Raw genomic sequence first — 15,934 nt, 5'->3', positions numbered from 1 at the left:
TGGCATCCGGGGCATCCCGTATCGCGGCCGGGCGAGGTCCGCGCCGAAAAGAAAACGGCCATCGCCGGTCGCGATGGCCGCAAGGCCGGCGGGCCAGGCCCATCCGGCCCGCCGGCTCAACACGGCTGCAGCTTACCTCAGGCGCGCTGCAGGTTCGGGTAGCGCACGTGCTCGACCAGCTCCTGGATCTCGCGCTTCGGCGCCGGCGTCAGCAGGCTGACGACGATGATCACCGCAAAGCCCACCGGCACGCCGAAGATGCCGGCCGAGATCGGCTGGATGCCCCACCACATGTTGTCGGCGACCGGGCTGGTCACGCCGAAGACGCTGCGCAGCCACGGTTGCGTGGTGGCCATGTAGTAGAACGTCACGCCAAAGCCGGCGATCATGCCCAGGATCGCCCCCCACTTGGTGGCACGCTTCCAGAAGATGCCCAGCGTCAGCGCCGGGAAGAAGCCCGCCGCCGCCAGCGAGAACGCCGCCGAGACAAGGAACAGGATGTCGGCCGGCTTCTGCGACGCCACGTAGGCCGCCAGCAGCGCCACCACCAGCAGCAGCACCTTGGAGATCATCACCCGCCGCGCGGTGGTGGCGTTCGGGTCGATCATCTTGTAGTACAGGTCGTGCGACAGCGCGTTGGCGATCGTCAGCAGCAGGCCGTCGGCGGTGGACAGCGCCGCGGCCAGACCGCCGGCGGCCACCATGCCCGAGATCACGTACGGCAGGCCGGCGATCTCCGGCGTGGCCAGCACGATGATGTCGCCGCCGATGCGCATCTCGCCGAGCTGGAAGATGCCGTCCTTGTTGACGTCGGTGACCGACAGCAGCGCCGGGTCGACCTTGCTCCAGTTGGCGATCCAGGCCGGCAGCTTGTCGAACGGCGTGCCGACCAGCACCGTGAAGACCTCGTACTTGACCAGCACCGCCAGCGCCGGCGCGGTGAAGTACAGCAGGAAGATGAAGAACAGCGACCAGCCGACCGACTCGCGCGCCTCCTTGACGCTGGGGGTCGTGTAGTAGCGCATCAGGATGTGCGGCAGCGCCGCCGTGCCCACCATCAGGCAGAACACCAGCGCCAGGAAGTTGCGCCGCGATTCGTTGAAGGTCTTCTGCGCCTTCTCGTCGCCGTTGGGGTCGCCGGCGAAGGCCTGCGCGTGGCGCGGCATGCCGGCCAGCGGCCTGGCGCGCGCCTCGGCCGCGGCCTTGGCCTTGGTCCAGGCCTCCTTGGCGGCGGCCTCGTCCTTCGGCAGGCTGGCCAGCGCCTTCTCGGCGGCGGCGATCTGGTCGGCCGGCGCGTTGGCGGCGCGCAGCTCGTCCAGCTTGGCCTGCGCCGCGGCGCGGTCGGCCGCCAGCGCCGCCGGCACGTCCTTGAGCTTCTCTTCCAGCGCCTTGGCCTGCGCCTTGAAGGTCTCGATGACCTCCTTCTCCTTCGGGTCGTCGATCAGGCGCTTCTCGGCCTCGGTGACCTTGACCAGCTGCTGCCCGTAGACCAGCTGCGGAATCGGCACGCCGGTCTGCTTCACCGACAGCCACACCACCGGGATCATGTAGGCGATGATCAGGATGATGTACTGCGCCACCTGGGTCCACGTCACCGCGCGCATGCCGCCGAGGAACGAGCACACCAGGATGCCGGCCAGCCCGAGGAAGATGCCGATCGAGAAGTCCACGCCGGTCAGGCGCGTGGTGATCAGGCCCACGCCGTAGATCTGCGCCACCACGTAGACGAACGAGCAGAAGATCGCGATGATGATGCCGATGAAGCGGGCGAGGTTGCCGTCGTAGCGCGCACCGAGGAAGTCGGGGATGGTGAACTGCCCGAACTTGCGCAGGTACGGCGCCAGGAACAGCGCCACCAGGCAGTAGCCGCCGGTCCAGCCCATGATGAAGGCCAGGCCGCCGTAGCCGGTCAGGTACAGCGTGCCGGCCATCCCGATGAAGGAGGCGGCCGACATCCAGTCGGCGCCGGTGGCCATGCCGTTGTAAATCGCCGGCACGCGCCGGCCGGCGACGTAGTACTCGGCGGCGTCGTTGGTGCGGCTCATGATGCCGATGCCGGCGTACAGCAGCACCGTGGCGAACAGGAAGATGTAGCCGATCCAGTTCTTCGGCAGGCCCATCTGTTCGAGGATGGCCAGCACGACGACGAACACCGCAAAGCCCCCGGTGTACCAGCCGTACACCTTGTTGAGCTGCTGGCGGAAGGCCTTGTTGCTGCCGGCGGAGAACACGCCGCCGGACGCTTCGGGGGTCAGTCCAGCCATGGCCTCACTCCTCCTCTTCGGCGACGCCGAATTCCTGGTCCAGCCGGTTCATCGTGCGGGCGTAGTACCAGATGATCAGCACGTACACCACCAGCGCGCCCTGCGCGCCGACCCAGAAACTGAACGGCCAGCCGAAGAAGTTGAAGCTAAGGTCACGGGCGAAGTACCCGATCACGAAGGTGACGAAGAACCAGATCGCCAGCAGTACGCCGGTGATGCGCAGGTTCTTCTGCCAGTAGCGCTCGTGCGCCTCGGACAGTTGCTGCATGATGTCTCCTCACACCGTCTACGCGATGACCGGGGCGAGCCCGGCCCACCGGATCCACGCGGGCGGACGCGCCGCCGCGCCCTGCAACCAGGGTACCCGGGCCTAGCCGGCCGGCGACAGCCCCGTCTCGCGCGCGAGCTGGGCCGCCACCTTGGGCTCGAAACCTTGCAGGTGCCGGATGATGCGGCGCGCCTCCTCGGTCTCGGCCCGGTCGGCATGAATCCGCGCCATCTGCGCCCAGGCGTACGGACTCATGGGTTGCAATTCGGTGTTGCGCTTGAGCGCCTGCAGCGCTTCCTCGGCGCGACCCTGCGCCATCAGCGCCAGCCCCAGGCCGTACCAGGCCCGGTCGAGCTGCTCGTCCAGCGCCAGCGCCTGGCGAAAACTCGCCTCGGCAGCGGCGGCCAGGCCGAGCCGCTCCTGCAGGAATCCGCGGTTGAACCAGTGCGCCGCGACCTCGGGCTGCAGTGCCACCAGCTCCTCCAGCAGCGCCAGCGCCTCCTCGCTGCGGCCGGCCTGCGCCAGCAGGTGGGCGTGCGTGGCCAGCAGCGCCGCATCGCGCGGATGGGCCGCACGGGCACGCGCCAGCAGCGCCAGCGCCTGCGCCTCGCGCCCGAACCACAGCAGCACGCGCACGCGCCACAGCACCCCGGAGGCGGAATCCCACCAGCGGCTCATCGGCATTGCTCCACCCCGATCGTCAGGCAGTGCTCGATCTTGGCCAGCGTCACGGCCAGGTACAGCGCCGCCATCAGGCAGAAGGCGATGAACGGATGCAGCCGTGGCGCGAATTGCCGTGGCGCCAGCAGCCGGCCGAGTGCGGTCCAGGGCTTGTTGAGGATCTGGAACAGCTGGTAGAAGAGGTTGGTCTGGCGGCGCGCTCCGGCCAGCACGTACAGCGCCCCCTGCCCGGCCAGCGCCAGCAGGCCGATGTAGAGGATCAGTTGCACGAGGTTGAGCCAGAACAGCATGGCGGCACGACGGACCGTGACGATGGAATGCGGAGCGGATGGTCGCGCAGCGGCGCTTACCGCAACCTTACAAAGGCCGTCAGGTTCGGGAAAGTCCTAGGGTGCAGGATGCAGCGCGGCCCTTTTGCCGCAGAATGGGAGCCGCCCCGAAGCCAGGAGTGCGACCGTGGAGCGCCATCCCCCCCCGTTGCCGTCGGCTGACGAATGGCTGGCGGCCCAGCGTCAGGTGCAGGCCGACTGGGCCGCGCACAGCGGCTCGGCGCCGCCGCTGGATCTGCCGCTGGCCGAGGCGGCGCGGGGTGCGCCGGTGAGCCTGCCTGCCGCCGCGCCGCTGCGGCAGGCCTTGGAATGCATGACCCGGCAGCGCATCGGCTCGGTGCTGGTGGTCGACGAGGACGGGCGGCTGCAGGGCATCGTCACGCGCCACGACGTGCTGCAGCGGGTGCTGCTGGCCGACGGCGAGCTGCAGCGTCCGCTGGCCGACGTGATGTCGCGGCCGGTGCACGCGCTCACCCCCGCCGACACGGTGCACGATGCGGCGGTGCTGATGGCGCGCGCGCGTATCCGCCACGTGCCGGTGGTGCGGGACGGCGTGCCGGTGGGCATCGTCTCGGAGCACGATCTGTTTGCGCTGCAGCGCCTTTCGGTGCGCCACGTCGGCGAGACGATCGCGGCGGCGGTGGAGTTGGCGGACTTCCAGCACGCCGCCGCCGAGATCCGCGCCTATGCGCGCCATCTGATGGCGCAGGGCGTGCAGCCGCGTCAGCTGACCGCGCTGATCGCGCGCTTCAACGATCAGCTCACGCAGCGCCTGATCGAGGTCGAGCTGCGACGCCACGGCCTGGACGACGGGGCGATGGCGTGGCTGGCGCTGGGCTCGGAGGGGCGCGGCGAGCAGACGCTGGCCACCGATCAGGACAACGCACTGGTCTTCGAGCCCGACGGCGATGACGTCGAGGCCGCGCGCGCGCGCTGGCTCGCCTGGGCGCGCGGCGTCAACGAGGCGCTGGACGCCTGCGGCTACCCGCTGTGCAAGGGCGGCATCATGGCCGGCAACCCGCCGTGCTGCCTGACGCGCGCGGAGTGGGCGGCGCGCTTCGCGCGCTGGATCGAGGGCGGCAGCCCGCAGGAGCTGCTGCAGGCCAGTGTGTTCTTCGACCTGCGCGCGCTGGCGGGCCGCAGCGACTGGGTGGAGGCGCTGCGCGCCGACATCCTGGCGCGCACGCGCGCCTCGCCACGCTTCATCCGCCAGCTGGTGCAGGCGCATCTGGAGCACGGCGTGCCGCTGACGTGGTGGGGCGGCCTGCGCGCCCGCCGCGAGGGCGCGCACCGCTGGCTGGACCTGAAACTGCAGGGCACGGCGCTGCTGGTGGAGGCCGCGCGCATCCTGGCACTGGCGCACGGCGTGGCGGCCACCGGCACGCGCGAGCGGCTGCAGGCCGCCGGGCCCGCCGCCGGGGCGCCGGCGGCCGAGGTGGCCGGCTGGGTGGCGGCGTTCGACTACCTGCAGACGCTGCGGCTGGTGCGGCAGATGGAGCCCGGTGCCGAGGGCGAGCCCAACCGGCTGGACGTGCAGCGGCTCAATCCGCTGGAGCAGCGCATGCTGCGCGCGGCGCTGCAGGTCATCCGCGGGCTGCAGCAGCGGCTGCAGCTGGACTATCTGCGCTGAAGGGCGCGCCGTCGGCGGTGCGGTGCGATCAGGCCACGGTGCCGACCTTGAGCATGTTGGTGCCGCCCGGCTGGCCCATCGGCTCGCCGGCGGTGATGACGTAGCGGTCGCCCGGCTGCAGCCGGCCGCGCGCCTTGAGCTGCTGCACCGCCTGCTCCAGCGCCGTGTCGCGGTCGGCGCTGCCGCCGACGCAGCGCAGCGCGTGCACGTTGCGGTACAGCGCCAGCCGGCGCGCCGTGGCCAGCCGCGGCGTGATCGCGAAGATCGGGATGTCCACGGTGTGGCGGCTCATCCACAGCGGGGTGGAGCCGGACTCGGTCAGCGCGATGATGGCGCGCGCGTGCAGGTGCGCGGCGATGAACAGCGCCCCCAGCGCGATCGACTGGTCGATGCGCGCGAACGTCTTGCCGACGAAGTCGTGGTCCAGCGCGTCGTGATACGCCTGCTCGGCCGCCAGGCAAATGCGCGCCATCTCCTGCACCGTCTGCAGCGGGTACTTGCCGGCGGCGGTCTCGGCGCTGAGCATCACCGCGTCGGTGCCGTCCAGCACCGCGTTGGCCACGTCGCTGACCTCGGCGCGCGTCGGGATCGGCGCGTGGATCATGCTCTCCATCATCTGCGTGGCGGTGATGACCAGCCGATCGTGCGCGCGCGCCAGGGCGATCATGCGCTTCTGCAGCGCCGGCACGGCGGCGTTGCCGACCTCCACCGCCAGGTCGCCGCGCGCCACCATGATGCCGTCGCTGGCCTGCAGGATCGCCTCGAGTTCAGGAATGGCCTCGGCGCGCTCGATCTTGGCGATCAGGCCCGGGCGGTGGCCGTCGCGCGCGGCCTCCTCGCACAGCCGCCGCGCCAGCCGCATGTCGTCGGCGTTCTTCGGAAAGCTCACCGCCACGTAGTCGGCCTGCAGCGCCATCGCGGTGGCGATGTCGGCCATGTCCTTGGGCGTCAGCGCCGGCGCCGTCAGCCCCCCGCCGCGCTTGTTGATGCCCTTGTGGTTGGACAGCTCGCCGCCCGTGACCACGCGCGTGTGCACCGCCGCGCCCTCCACGCGCTCGACGCGCAGCTCGATCAGCCCGTCGTTGAGCAGCAGCACGTCACCCGGCACCACGTCGCGCGGCAGTTCCTTGTAATCCAGCCCCACCGCGTGCTCGTCGCCCGGCTCGGTGCGGGCGGCGTCCAGCGTGAAGGCGGCGCCCTCCACCAGCGTCACCTTGCCGTGCGCGAACTTGCCGACGCGGATCTTGGGCCCTTGCAGATCGGCCATCACGGCCACCTCCTTGCCGGCGCGTGCGGCGGCCTCGCGCACCGCGGCGGCGCGGCGGCGGTGGTCATCGGCCGTGCCGTGCGAGAAATTGAGCCGCACCACGTCCACGCCGGCGCGCACCATCGCTTCCAGCATCTCCGGGGTGTCGCTGGCGGGGCCCAGCGTGGCGACGATCTTGGTGGCGCGCAGCGGCATGGCGGTCGGTCTCCTCGGATGATCTTGGGCGCGCAGCGTACCCGCTTTATGTAACAAAATTACGAAGGTCATTGTAGCGTCGCGTCCCCGCCGCGGCGGCGGCACGGCCGCCGCTGGGCGGCGGTGCGTGCGCTTTATCATGCCGCCATGGCCCGAACCCCGTTGCCGCTGGCTGGCGTGCACGTCGTCAGCCTGGCTCTGAACCTGCCCGGCCCGGCGGCGCTCGTGCGCCTGCGCGCGCTCGGTGCGCGCTGCACCAAGGTCGAACCGCCCGCCGGCGACCCGATGCGCGCTTACTGCGAGGCCGCCTGGGCGCAGATGCACCGCGGCGTGCGCACCGTCGCGCTGGATCTGAAGGATACGGCCGGCCAGCGCCGCCTGCAGCGCCTGCTGGCCGGGGCGGACGTGCTGCTGACGTCGTTTCGCCCCTCCGCCTTGGCCAAGCTGGGGCTGGACGCGGCCACGCTGCAGGCGCGCCACCCGCGCCTGTGCCTCGTGCGCATCGTCGGCGCGGCGGGTGCCCGCGCCGAGGAGGCCGGCCACGACCTTACCTACCAGGCCGAAGCCGGGCTGCTGGAAGGTCTGGATCTGCCACCCAGCCTGCTGGCCGACATGGCCGGTGCGCTGATGAGCGTCGAGGCGGTGCTGGCCGCGCTGCTGCAGCGCGCCGCCACCGGCCGCGGCGCGGTGCGCGACGTGGCGCTGGCCGACGCCGCCGTCTGGCTGGCGCAGCCGCGCGCCTGGGGCCTGACCGCCCCCGGCGGCCTGCTGGGCGGCGCTCACGCCGGCTACCGTGTCTACCGCTGCGCCGATGGCCGGGTGGCCGTGGCGGCGCTGGAGCCGCACTTCGCGCGCCGGCTGGGCGAAGTCGCGGGCCTGGGGCCGCTGACGCCGGCGCAGTGCCTCGAACCTGCCACCGCTGCGGCCCTGGCCGCCTGGTTCGCCGCCCGCACCCGCGCCGAACTGGACGCGCTGGCACGCCAGCACGACCTGCCTTGGGTGACGCTGGGGGAGTGACGGTGCGCCGCCCTCGCCGGTGAGAGGGCTTAGGCGATCCCTCGAGACGAGGCCGACTCTGGCCTCGGGCAACCGAGGCGACCGGTCGGCACCCGCAACCGATCCTCGTGAACCGAAAATGCAATCTATCGGATAAAAATGATGGATTGCATTTTGATGGGATCACCCCTACCATCGACTCCAGCATGGACCGAAGGAGCACACCATGGCCCGCCTGCGTCGCATCGCCCGCACCCACCGCCTGGCGCTGATGAAGACCGCCACCTACTACGTGATGCACATCACGGTGGCGATGACGGTCGCCTACGCCGTGACCGGCAGCTGGCTGGCCGCGCTGACGCTCAGCCTGCTGGAACCCACCGTCCAGGCGGTGGCGTATTTCTTCCACGAGCGCGCGTGGGCGCGTCTGGAGCGCCGTGAGGCTGCTCATGCCCCGGCGGCGAAGGCCGCGACGATCCCGCCCGGCGCGCTGCCCGCAGGCGGTTGACGCGGCAGGCCGGCCGTCTCAATACGCCGTGGCCGCGCGCGCCGCCTGGTCGTAGCGGCCGCTGAGCTGGCGCAGCGTGCGCGCCACCTCGGCCAGGCGGCGGTTTTCCTCCGGCTCGCCGGAAAAGCCCGGCATCAGGCAGGCCTCGCGCACCGCGCGGTAGCGCAGGCACAGCGCATGGCCGGCGTCGGTGGTGGCGTAGAACACCTCCTTGCCGCGCTTGGTGCCGGCCACCAGGCCCATGCCCTGCAGCTTGCGCACCGAGTACGACACGACGTGCGCATCCTCGATGTTGAGCACGAAGGCGATGTCGGCCAGGCGCTTCGGGGTGCGGCGGTGGTTGATGTGGTGCAGCACCAGCACGTCGGTGGGCGTCATGTCCTTGACGCCGGCGGCGCCCATGCAGCGGATCAGCCAGCGGTTGAAGGCGTGCGCAGCGATGATGAGGCCGAACTCGAACTCCGACAGCTCGGGCGACTTCTCGGAGACCAGGTGCGCGGACGAGACGATCGGCCGGTCCGGCGAGGGAGGCTCGACGGTGGGCAGCGGCGCGGCGGCGTCGGCGCGGGACGAGGGGCGGGCGGAAAGGCGAGCGCGTGTCATGGCGCCGATCCTACCCCCGGCCGTGCGTGGTCACCCAAGCATCGAGGGTAAACCATGACGATGTCACGTTGATAAAACGTTGACGTTTTATCGACGTGCTGTTAACGTTCGGGCACCGACCGCGCCGGGCGCGGCGGTTCCTCGGTCCCCGCTTTTCCGTCGTCACAGGAGAGAGTCCGATGCGCGCCACCCTTGCCACCTTCGCCGCCGCCGCCACGCTGACGCTGGCCCACGCCACCGCCGCCGCCCAGAGCGTCAAGTGGGACATGCCCACCGCCTACCCGGCCGGCAACTTCCACACCGCCAACATCCTGATGTTCGCCAAGGACGTCGAGCGTGCCACCGGCGGCAAGCTCACGATCACCGTGCACGAGAACGGCTCGCTGTTCAAGGCGCCGGAGATCAAGCGCGCCGTGCAGAGCGGCCAGGCGCAGATCGGCGAGGTGCTGATCTCCAACTTCTCCAACGAGAACCCGCTGTTCGGCATCGACTCGATCCCGTTCCTGGCCACCAGCTACGGCGAGGCGCGCAAGCTGTGGCAGGCGTCGCGCCCGGCCATCGAGGCGGCGCTGGACAAGCAGGGGCTGAAGGTGCTGTACGCGGTGCCGTGGCCGCCGCAGGGCATCTTCAGCGCCAAGCCGATCGAGTCGGCCGCCGACCTGCGCGGGGCCAAGTGGCGCGCCTACAACCCCAACACCAGCCGCATCGCGCAGCTGGTCGGCGCGCAGCCGGTGACGATCCAGGCCGCCGAGCTGACGCAGGCGCTGGCCACCGGCGCGGTCAGCGCCTTCATGACCTCCGGCGCCACCGGCTACGACAGCAAGGTGTGGGAGCAGGTCAAGTACTACTACGACGTGGCGGCGTGGCTGCCGAAGAACGTCGTGCTCGTTTCCAAGCGGGCTTTCGACGCGCTGGACCAGCCGACCCAGCAGGCGCTGCTGAAGGCCGCCGCCGACGCCGAGGCGCGCGGTTGGCGCGAGAGCGAGGAAAAGACCGCCTGGTACCTGGAGCAGCTGCGCAGGAACGGCATGACGGTCAGCAAGGGCTCGCCGCAGCTACAGGCCGATCTGCGCAAGATCGGCGAGACGATGATCGAGGAGTGGACGCGCCAGGCCGGGGCCGAGGGCGCGGCGGTGCTGGCCGCCTACCGCAAGTGACGGCGACGCGCCCGAGCCCGCGATGAAGGCCCTGAACCGCCTGTTCGACCTGGCTGCCTGGCTGGCGGCGGGTTTTCTGGTCGGCACGCTGGCGATGGTGCTGCTCGGCATCGCCGGGCGGCTGTGGCCGGTGCTGGCGCTGCCGGGCTCCGACGCCTACGCCGGCTATTGCATGGCGGCGGCGGCGTTCCTGGCGCTGGCGCCGACGCTGCGCCGCGGCGAGCACATCCGCGTGACGCTGGTGCTGCAGCGCCTGCCGGCGCCGGCGCGGCGCGCGCTGGAGCTGGCGGTGCATGCGGTGGGCCTGGCGCTGGCGGGCGGGCTGGCGTGGTTCTCGCTGCGGCTGGTGTGGCAGAGCCACGCCTTCCACGACATCTCCACGGGCCTCGACGCCACGCCGCTGTGGATTCCGCAGCTCGGCATGGCCGCGGGCACCGTGCTGCTGGTGCTGGCGCTGGCGGTGCAGTGGCTCGAGCACCTGCGCGGCCAGTCCGCGCCGGCCGCGCCGGGCGACGAGCCCGCGCGCATCGAATGACACCGCAGGGGGCGCGGCCGTGGAAGGGCTCATCGCCACGGTGCTGATCGGCGCCTTGCTGCTGCTGCTGGCCGCCGGGGTCTGGATCGGCCTGGCGCTGATCGGCGTGGCCTGGATCGGCATGGCGCTGTTCACCCAGCGCTCGGTCGGCGACGCGATGGCGCTGACCATCTGGGGCTCGGCCTCGTCGTGGACGCTGACGGCGCTGCCGCTGTTCATCTGGATGGGCGAGATCCTGTTCCGCACCCGGCTGTCGGAGGATCTGTTCCGGGGGCTGGCGCCATGGCTGCAGCGCCTGCCGGGGCGGCTGCTGCACACCAACATCCTGGGCAGCACGCTGTTTGCGGCGGTGTCGGGCTCGTCGGCGGCCACCTGCGCCACGGTCGGCAAGATGACGCTGCCCGAATTGCAGCGCCGCGGCTATCCCGACGCGCTGAGCCTGGGCACGCTGGCCGGCGCCAGCACGCTCGGGCTGCTGATCCCGCCGTCGATCATCATGATCGTCTATGGCGTGACGGCCGAGGTGTCGATCGCGCGCCTGTTCGTCGGCGGCATCGTGCCGGGCCTGCTGCTGGCGGCGCTCTTCATGGGCTACGTGATCGTCTGGTCGCTGCTGCACCCGCAGGCCATCCCGCCAGAACACCAGCGGCTGAGCCTGGCGGAAAAGCTGCGCGCCAGCCGCCACCTGCTGCCGGTGCTGTTGTTGATCGGCGGGGTGCTCGGCACCATCTACACCGGGATTGCCACCGCCACCGAGGCGGCGGCGGTCGGCGTCGTCGGCGCGCTGCTGATCGCCGCGGCGCAGCGGGCGCTGACCTGGGCGACGCTGCGCGACAGCCTGCTCGGCGCGGTGCGCATGTACTGCATGATCGCGCTGATCCTGGCCGGCGCGGCCTTCCTGACGCTGGCGATGGGCTACCTGGGCCTGCCGCGCCACGTGGCGACGTGGATCGGCTCGCTGGGGCTGCAGCCCTGGCAGCTCATCGCGGCGCTGGCGCTCTTTTTCATCGTGCTCGGCTGCTTTCTGGACGGCATCTCGATCGTCGTGCTGACGATGGGCGTGCTGCTGCCGACCGTGCAGGCCGCCGGGCTGGACCTGATCTGGTTCGGCATCTTCGTCGTCGTGGTGGTGGAGATGGCGCAGATCACGCCGCCGGTGGGCTTCAACCTGTTCGTGCTGCAGGGCATGACCGGGCGGCAGGTGACGGAGCTGGCCCGCCACGCGGCGCCGATGTTCGTCATCATGGTGCTGGCGGTGGTGCTGCTGACCGCCTTTCCGGAGCTGGTGACGTGGCTGCCCCAGCGCATGGCGGGCTGAGCCCCGCGCCGCGCCTGCTGCCGCTGGGCGACGCGGCCTGGACGGTGGAGTTCGGCGCGGCGATCGATGCGGCGCTGCATGCGCGCGTGCTGGCGCTGGAGGCCGCGGTGCGCGCCGCGCAGGCCAGCGGCGCGCCGCCGTGGGATGCGGTGCAGGACGTGGTGCCGACCTTACGCTCGCTGACCGTGCACTACGACCCGCTGGCCGGCGATGGCTTGGCGCTGGGGCAGGCGCTGCTGCAACTTGCGCAGCAGGCGGGCGCGGCGCCGCCGCGCGGGCGGCGCTGGACGCTGCCGGCGTGTTTCGACGCCGCGCTGGCGCCGGATCTGGCGGCGCTGGCGGCGCGCCAGGGTCTTTCGTCCGCCGAGGTCGTCGAGCAGCTGCTCAGCATGGAGCTGCGCGTCTACCAGATCGGCTTCATGCCGGGCTTTCCGTACATGGGCGGGGTGCCGCCGGCGCTGCAGGTGCCGCGCCTGCCCACGCCGCGCAAGGCGGTGCCGGCGGGCTCGATCGCGCTGGCCGGCGCGATGGCGGCGGTCTACCCGTGGGAAAGCCCCGGCGGCTGGCACCTGGTGGGCCGCACCCCGGCGCCGCTGTGGGATCTGCGCCGCGACCCGCCGGCGCTGCTGGCCAGCGGCGACGCGGTGCGCTGGCGCGCCATCGACGCCGCCGAATACGAGCGGCTGCGGCAGGCCGCGCAGCGCGGGGCGCTGGACGTGGCCGCCTGGTGCGAGACGCCGGCGGAGGCCGCCGCGTGAGCGCGGTGCTCGAGGTGCTCGACGGCGGCGTCGGCACCACGGTGCAGGACCTGGGCCGCCGCGGCCGGCGCCACTGGGGCGTGGCGCTGGCCGGGGCGCTGGATCCGTGGTGGGCGCGCGCCGCAAACGCGCTGCTGGACAACCCGTCCGAGGCGGCGCTGCTGGAGCTGCGCCTGCTGGGGCCGAGGCTGCGCGCGCAGGGCGCTGCGGTGCGCGTCGCGGTGGTGGGCGACGTGGTGGTCACGGTGGAGCGCGCCGCCGGCGCGCGGCAGCCGCTGCCCGGCTGGTGCAGCGTGACGCTGCAGCCCGGCGACGCGCTGCGCCTGGGGGCGGTGCAGGGGCTGGCCTACGTGGCGGTGGCCGGCGGCCTCGACGTGCCGCCGGTGCTGGGCAGCCGCGCCACCCACGAGCGCACCAAGATGGGCGGGCTTGAGGGCCGCGCCCTGCGCAGCGGCGACCGGCTGCCGTGCGCCGCGGCGGACGCCGACCGCGGCGTCGAGCGCCGTGCCGACCCCTTGCCGGACGACGACGGCCCTATCCGCGTGCTCTGGGGCCCGCAGGACGACCACTTCACCCCGGCGGCGCGGACGCTGTTGCTGCAGGCCGACTGGCGCCTCACGCCCGAGCGCGACCGCATGGGCATGCGGCTGGCGGGCCCGGCGCTCGCGCATGCCAGCCCGGCGCACGCCGACATCGTCTCCGACGGCGTGGCGCCCGGCGCGATCCAGGTGCCGGCCAGCGGCCAGCCGATCGTGCTGCTGGCCGACGCGCAGACCGTGGGGGGTTATCCGAAGATCGCCACCGTCATCCAGGCCGACCTTGGGCGGCTGGCGCGCTGGCCATCGAACCGTCCTCTTCGGTTCGAGGCGGTGACGCTGGAGCAGGCGCGCGCGGCGCTGCACGCGCGCCAGTCGGCTTGGGCCGCTTGGGCGGCGCGGCGGCAAGCGTGGCGCCCGCCCGGATACCTGGACGAGGCGCGGCTGTACGGCGCCAACCTGATCAGCGGCGTGCTGCGCGCCGCGCTCGACGACGCCCCGTGGGCGGGGCTGGAGGATGGTGAATGACCCCCCGAACCCTTTGCGTGGACCTCAACGCCGACCTGGGCGAAAGCTTCGGTGCCTGGACGATGGGCGACGACGAGGCGTTACTGGCCATCGTCGGACGGGCCAACGTCGCCTGCGGCTTCCACGCCGGCGACCCGCTGGTGATGCGCCGCACCGTGCGCCGCGCGCGCGAGCGCGGCGTGGCCATCGGCGCGCACCCGAGCTTTCCGGACCTGCAGGGCTTCGGCCGCCGGCGCATGGAGATGGAGCCCGAGGAGCTGCAGGCGCTGCTGATCTATCAGATCGGTGCGCTGGCCGGGGTGTGCCGCGCCGAAGGGGTGCGGCTGGCGCACGTCAAGCCGCACGGCGCGCTCAACAACATGGCCTGCGCCGACGAGGCGCTGGCGCGCACCGTGGTCCAGGCGGTGCGGGCCTACGATCCCGCGCTGCCGCTGCTGGCGCCGGCGTGCTCGGCGCTGGAGCGCGCGGCGCTGGCGCTGGGCCAGCCGCTGCTGCGCGAGGTGTTCGCCGACCGCGCCTACCAGGACGACGGCCAGCTGGTGCCGCGGCGCCAGCCGGGCGCGGTGCTGCACGACCCGGACGAGGCGGTGGCGCACGTGCTGGCGATGCTGCAGGCCGGCGGCCTCGTCACCCGCGGCGGGCGCGTGCTGCCCACCCCGATCGACAGCGTCTGCGTGCACGGCGACGGGCCGCAGGCGCTGCAGACCGCACGCCGGCTGCGTGCTGCGCTGGCGCAGCGCGGCTGGCTGGCGCCCGCCGCCGTGGCATGATGCGCGCCATGCGGGCCGCCGCCCGCGAAGGAGGGCCGACCGCCATGACCGATTCTGCGCTTGCCACCCCGACGCGCCGCCGCTGGCTGGCGTGGGCCGCGGCCATGCCGCTGGCCGCGGCGCTGCCCGGCTGCGGCTACAACGAATTCCAGCGCCTCGACGAGGAGGTGCGCGCCGCCTGGGCCGAGGTGCTCAACCAGTACCAGCGCCGCGCCGATCTGGTGCCCAACCTGGTGGCCACCGTGCAGGGCGAGGCCAACTTCGAGCGCGAGACGCTCACACGCGTCATCGAGGCGCGCGCCCGCGCCACCGCGATCCAGGTCACGCCCGAGATGCTGCAGGACCCGCAGGCGCTGCAGCGCTTCCAGGCCGCGCAGGGCGAGCTGGGCGGCGCGCTGGCGCGCCTGCTGGCGGTGGCCGAGCAGTACCCGAATCTGAAGGCCAACCAGGGCTTTGCCGACCTGCGCGTGCAGCTCGAAGGCACCGAAAACCGCATCGCGGTGGCGCGCAACCGCTACATCCAGGCCGTGCAGCGCTACAACACGCTGGCGCGCAGCTTCCCGACCAATCTGACCGCCAAGGTGTTCGGCTACGCGCCCAAGCCGGGCTTCGCCCCCGCCGACGAGGCCAGCCTGGCGCAGCCGCCGAAGGTGGAATTCCCGGCCGCGCCGGGGCGCTGACGGGGAGCGGCCGTGCCCGCTGCCGGTTTTCCGTTCGCCGCGCCCGCGGTGGCTGTGGGTGAGGGGCCGTGCGGGCGACCTGGTCCTCGCTACGGGTGGCTGCTCGGGGTCTGGCTGATGCTGCTGCTGGCGTGGGGCTTGCCGGCGCACGCGCAGTCCCTGCAGCCGGTGCCGGCGCTGACCGCCCGCGTGATGGATTTGACCGGCACGCTCAGCGCCGAGCAGCGCGCGGCGCTGGAGGCGCGGCTGGCCGCCTTCGAGCGCGAGCGGGGCAGCCAGGTGGTGGTGCTGCTGGTGCCGACCACCGCGCCGGAGGACATCACCGACTACACGCAGCGCGTCGGCGATGCGTGGAAGATCGGCCGGCGCGACGTCGGCGACGGCGTCCTGCTGGTGGTGGCCAAGGACGACCGCCGCGTGCGCATCGCCACCACCAAGGCGGTGGAGGGTGCGCTGCCGGACCTGCTGGCCAGCCGCATCATCGAGCGCGCCATCGTGCCGCATTTCCGCCAAGGCGACTTCTTCGGCGGGCTGCAGGCCGGCGTCGAGCAGATCCTGGCGGCGCTGGCCGGCGAGGCGCTGCCGCCGCCCGGGCCGGCCGCGGCCCGAGCCGGCGCGGCCGACGGCCCCGACGTCGAGGGGGCGCTCGTGTTCGCGTTCTTCGCCGTGCCGGTCATCGCCACCGTCACGCGCGCGCTGCTTGGGCGCGTGCTGGGGGCGGCGGCCACGGCGGGGCTGGCCGGGCTGGTCGGCGCCGGCCTGGGCCTGTCGGCCGGCTGGCTGGCGCTGCTGGTGCTGGCGGCGTTCGTGCTGGCGCTGTCGGGCGTGTCGGTCGGCCGCGGGGAGATTCGCGTCTGTGTCGAGGCCAGCCTGCCGCTGCGCTGGCTGTGGCCGCCGGCCGACTGGGACGC

Annotated in this window: 17 protein-coding genes; 11 read left to right on the top strand and 6 right to left on the bottom strand. The window is 72.5% G+C overall.

The genetic code is table 11. The annotated features are described in order from the left end of the window. Nucleotides 1-137: 137 nt before the first annotated feature. The 4 genes from Tsedi_RS05325 to Tsedi_RS05310 all read right to left on the bottom strand — a co-directional run bounded on the left by Tsedi_RS05325 (nt 138) and on the right by Tsedi_RS05310 (nt 3,503). Nucleotides 138-2,264 carry a sodium:solute symporter family protein gene (locus tag Tsedi_RS05325; protein WP_143894371.1) on the bottom strand — a complete coding sequence of 709 codons (2,127 nt, stop codon included), beginning with the start codon at nt 2,262-2,264 and terminating at the stop codon, nt 138-140. Between the two features lie 4 nt (nt 2,265-2,268). Then, the gene (locus Tsedi_RS05320) at nt 2,269-2,532 is read right to left on the bottom strand and encodes a DUF4212 domain-containing protein (RefSeq protein WP_143894369.1); all 264 of its coding nucleotides are present in this window, start codon (nt 2,530-2,532) and stop codon (nt 2,269-2,271) included. Between the two features lie 102 nt (nt 2,533-2,634). Beyond that, nucleotides 2,635-3,210, bottom strand: a complete 576-nt coding sequence (locus tag Tsedi_RS05315) for a tetratricopeptide repeat protein (protein WP_143894367.1) — start codon at nt 3,208-3,210, stop codon at nt 2,635-2,637. Beyond that, nucleotides 3,207-3,503 (bottom strand): hypothetical protein, encoded by a 297-nt coding sequence (locus Tsedi_RS05310; RefSeq protein WP_143894365.1) that lies wholly within the window; start codon nt 3,501-3,503, stop codon nt 3,207-3,209. The genes Tsedi_RS05315 and Tsedi_RS05310 overlap by 4 nt, the downstream gene beginning before the upstream one ends. Nucleotides 3,504-3,669: 166 nt before the next feature. On the opposite strand from Tsedi_RS05310, the gene Tsedi_RS05305 reads away from it, so the two are divergent. After that, a complete protein-coding gene (locus tag Tsedi_RS05305) occupies nt 3,670-5,172 on the top strand; it encodes a DUF294 nucleotidyltransferase-like domain-containing protein (RefSeq protein WP_185970589.1) in 1,503 nt (500 codons plus the stop codon). A 28-nt stretch (nt 5,173-5,200) separates the two neighbouring features. Here Tsedi_RS05305 and pyk read toward each other — a convergent pair whose 3' ends face one another. Next, nucleotides 5,201-6,634, bottom strand: coding sequence for a pyruvate kinase (gene pyk / locus Tsedi_RS05300; protein WP_143894355.1), 1,434 nt, complete (start codon nt 6,632-6,634; stop codon nt 5,201-5,203). Between the two features lie 147 nt (nt 6,635-6,781). Between pyk and Tsedi_RS05295 the strand changes: the two genes are divergently transcribed. Beyond that, nucleotides 6,782-7,651 (top strand): CoA transferase, encoded by an 870-nt coding sequence (locus tag Tsedi_RS05295; protein WP_143894353.1) that lies wholly within the window; start codon nt 6,782-6,784, stop codon nt 7,649-7,651. Between the two features lie 205 nt (nt 7,652-7,856). Beyond that, nucleotides 7,857-8,138 (top strand): DUF2061 domain-containing protein, encoded by a 282-nt coding sequence (locus Tsedi_RS05290; protein ID WP_143894351.1) that lies wholly within the window; start codon nt 7,857-7,859, stop codon nt 8,136-8,138. Between the two features lie 18 nt (nt 8,139-8,156). Here Tsedi_RS05290 and Tsedi_RS05285 read toward each other — a convergent pair whose 3' ends face one another. Further along, nucleotides 8,157-8,741 (bottom strand): winged helix DNA-binding protein, encoded by a 585-nt coding sequence (locus Tsedi_RS05285; protein ID WP_143894349.1) that lies wholly within the window; start codon nt 8,739-8,741, stop codon nt 8,157-8,159. A gap of 179 nt (nt 8,742-8,920) precedes the next feature. Between Tsedi_RS05285 and Tsedi_RS05280 the strand changes: the two genes are divergently transcribed. The 8 genes from Tsedi_RS05280 to Tsedi_RS05245 form a co-directional block, all read left to right on the top strand. Further along, nucleotides 8,921-9,898: a TRAP transporter substrate-binding protein gene (locus Tsedi_RS05280; RefSeq protein ID WP_143894347.1), complete on the top strand. Its 978-nt coding sequence runs from the start codon at nt 8,921-8,923 to the stop codon at nt 9,896-9,898. 22 nt (nt 9,899-9,920) lie between these two features. Continuing rightward, nucleotides 9,921-10,433 (top strand): TRAP transporter small permease, encoded by a 513-nt coding sequence (locus Tsedi_RS05275; RefSeq protein ID WP_143894345.1) that lies wholly within the window; start codon nt 9,921-9,923, stop codon nt 10,431-10,433. 19 nt (nt 10,434-10,452) lie between these two features. Beyond that, the gene (locus Tsedi_RS05270; protein WP_143894343.1) at nt 10,453-11,751 is read left to right on the top strand and encodes a TRAP transporter large permease; all 1,299 of its coding nucleotides are present in this window, start codon (nt 10,453-10,455) and stop codon (nt 11,749-11,751) included. Further along, a complete protein-coding gene (locus Tsedi_RS05265; RefSeq protein ID WP_143894340.1) occupies nt 11,724-12,509 on the top strand; it encodes a 5-oxoprolinase subunit B family protein in 786 nt (261 codons plus the stop codon). The genes Tsedi_RS05270 and Tsedi_RS05265 overlap by 28 nt, the downstream gene beginning before the upstream one ends. Then, nucleotides 12,506-13,573, top strand: a complete 1,068-nt coding sequence (locus Tsedi_RS05260) for a 5-oxoprolinase subunit C family protein (RefSeq protein ID WP_143894338.1) — start codon at nt 12,506-12,508, stop codon at nt 13,571-13,573. The genes Tsedi_RS05265 and Tsedi_RS05260 overlap by 4 nt, the downstream gene beginning before the upstream one ends. After that, nucleotides 13,570-14,343 carry a LamB/YcsF family protein gene (locus Tsedi_RS05255; RefSeq protein WP_143894336.1) on the top strand — a complete coding sequence of 258 codons (774 nt, stop codon included), beginning with the start codon at nt 13,570-13,572 and terminating at the stop codon, nt 14,341-14,343. The genes Tsedi_RS05260 and Tsedi_RS05255 overlap by 4 nt, the downstream gene beginning before the upstream one ends. A 44-nt stretch (nt 14,344-14,387) precedes the next feature. Then, entirely contained in the window at nt 14,388-15,023 is a 636-nt protein-coding gene (locus tag Tsedi_RS05250) for a LemA family protein (RefSeq protein WP_221934204.1), read from the top strand. Between the two features lie 117 nt (nt 15,024-15,140). Then, nucleotides 15,141-15,934, top strand: a 794-nt coding sequence (locus Tsedi_RS05245; protein WP_143894334.1) for a TPM domain-containing protein, incomplete at its 3' end; no start/stop codon positions are given.

It is taken from the genome of Tepidimonas sediminis, assembly GCF_007556605.1.
In the GTDB taxonomy this organism is placed as follows: Bacteria; Pseudomonadota; Gammaproteobacteria; order Burkholderiales; family Burkholderiaceae_C; genus Tepidimonas; species Tepidimonas sediminis.
This window is presented reverse-complemented; position numbering and strand designations above follow the sequence as displayed.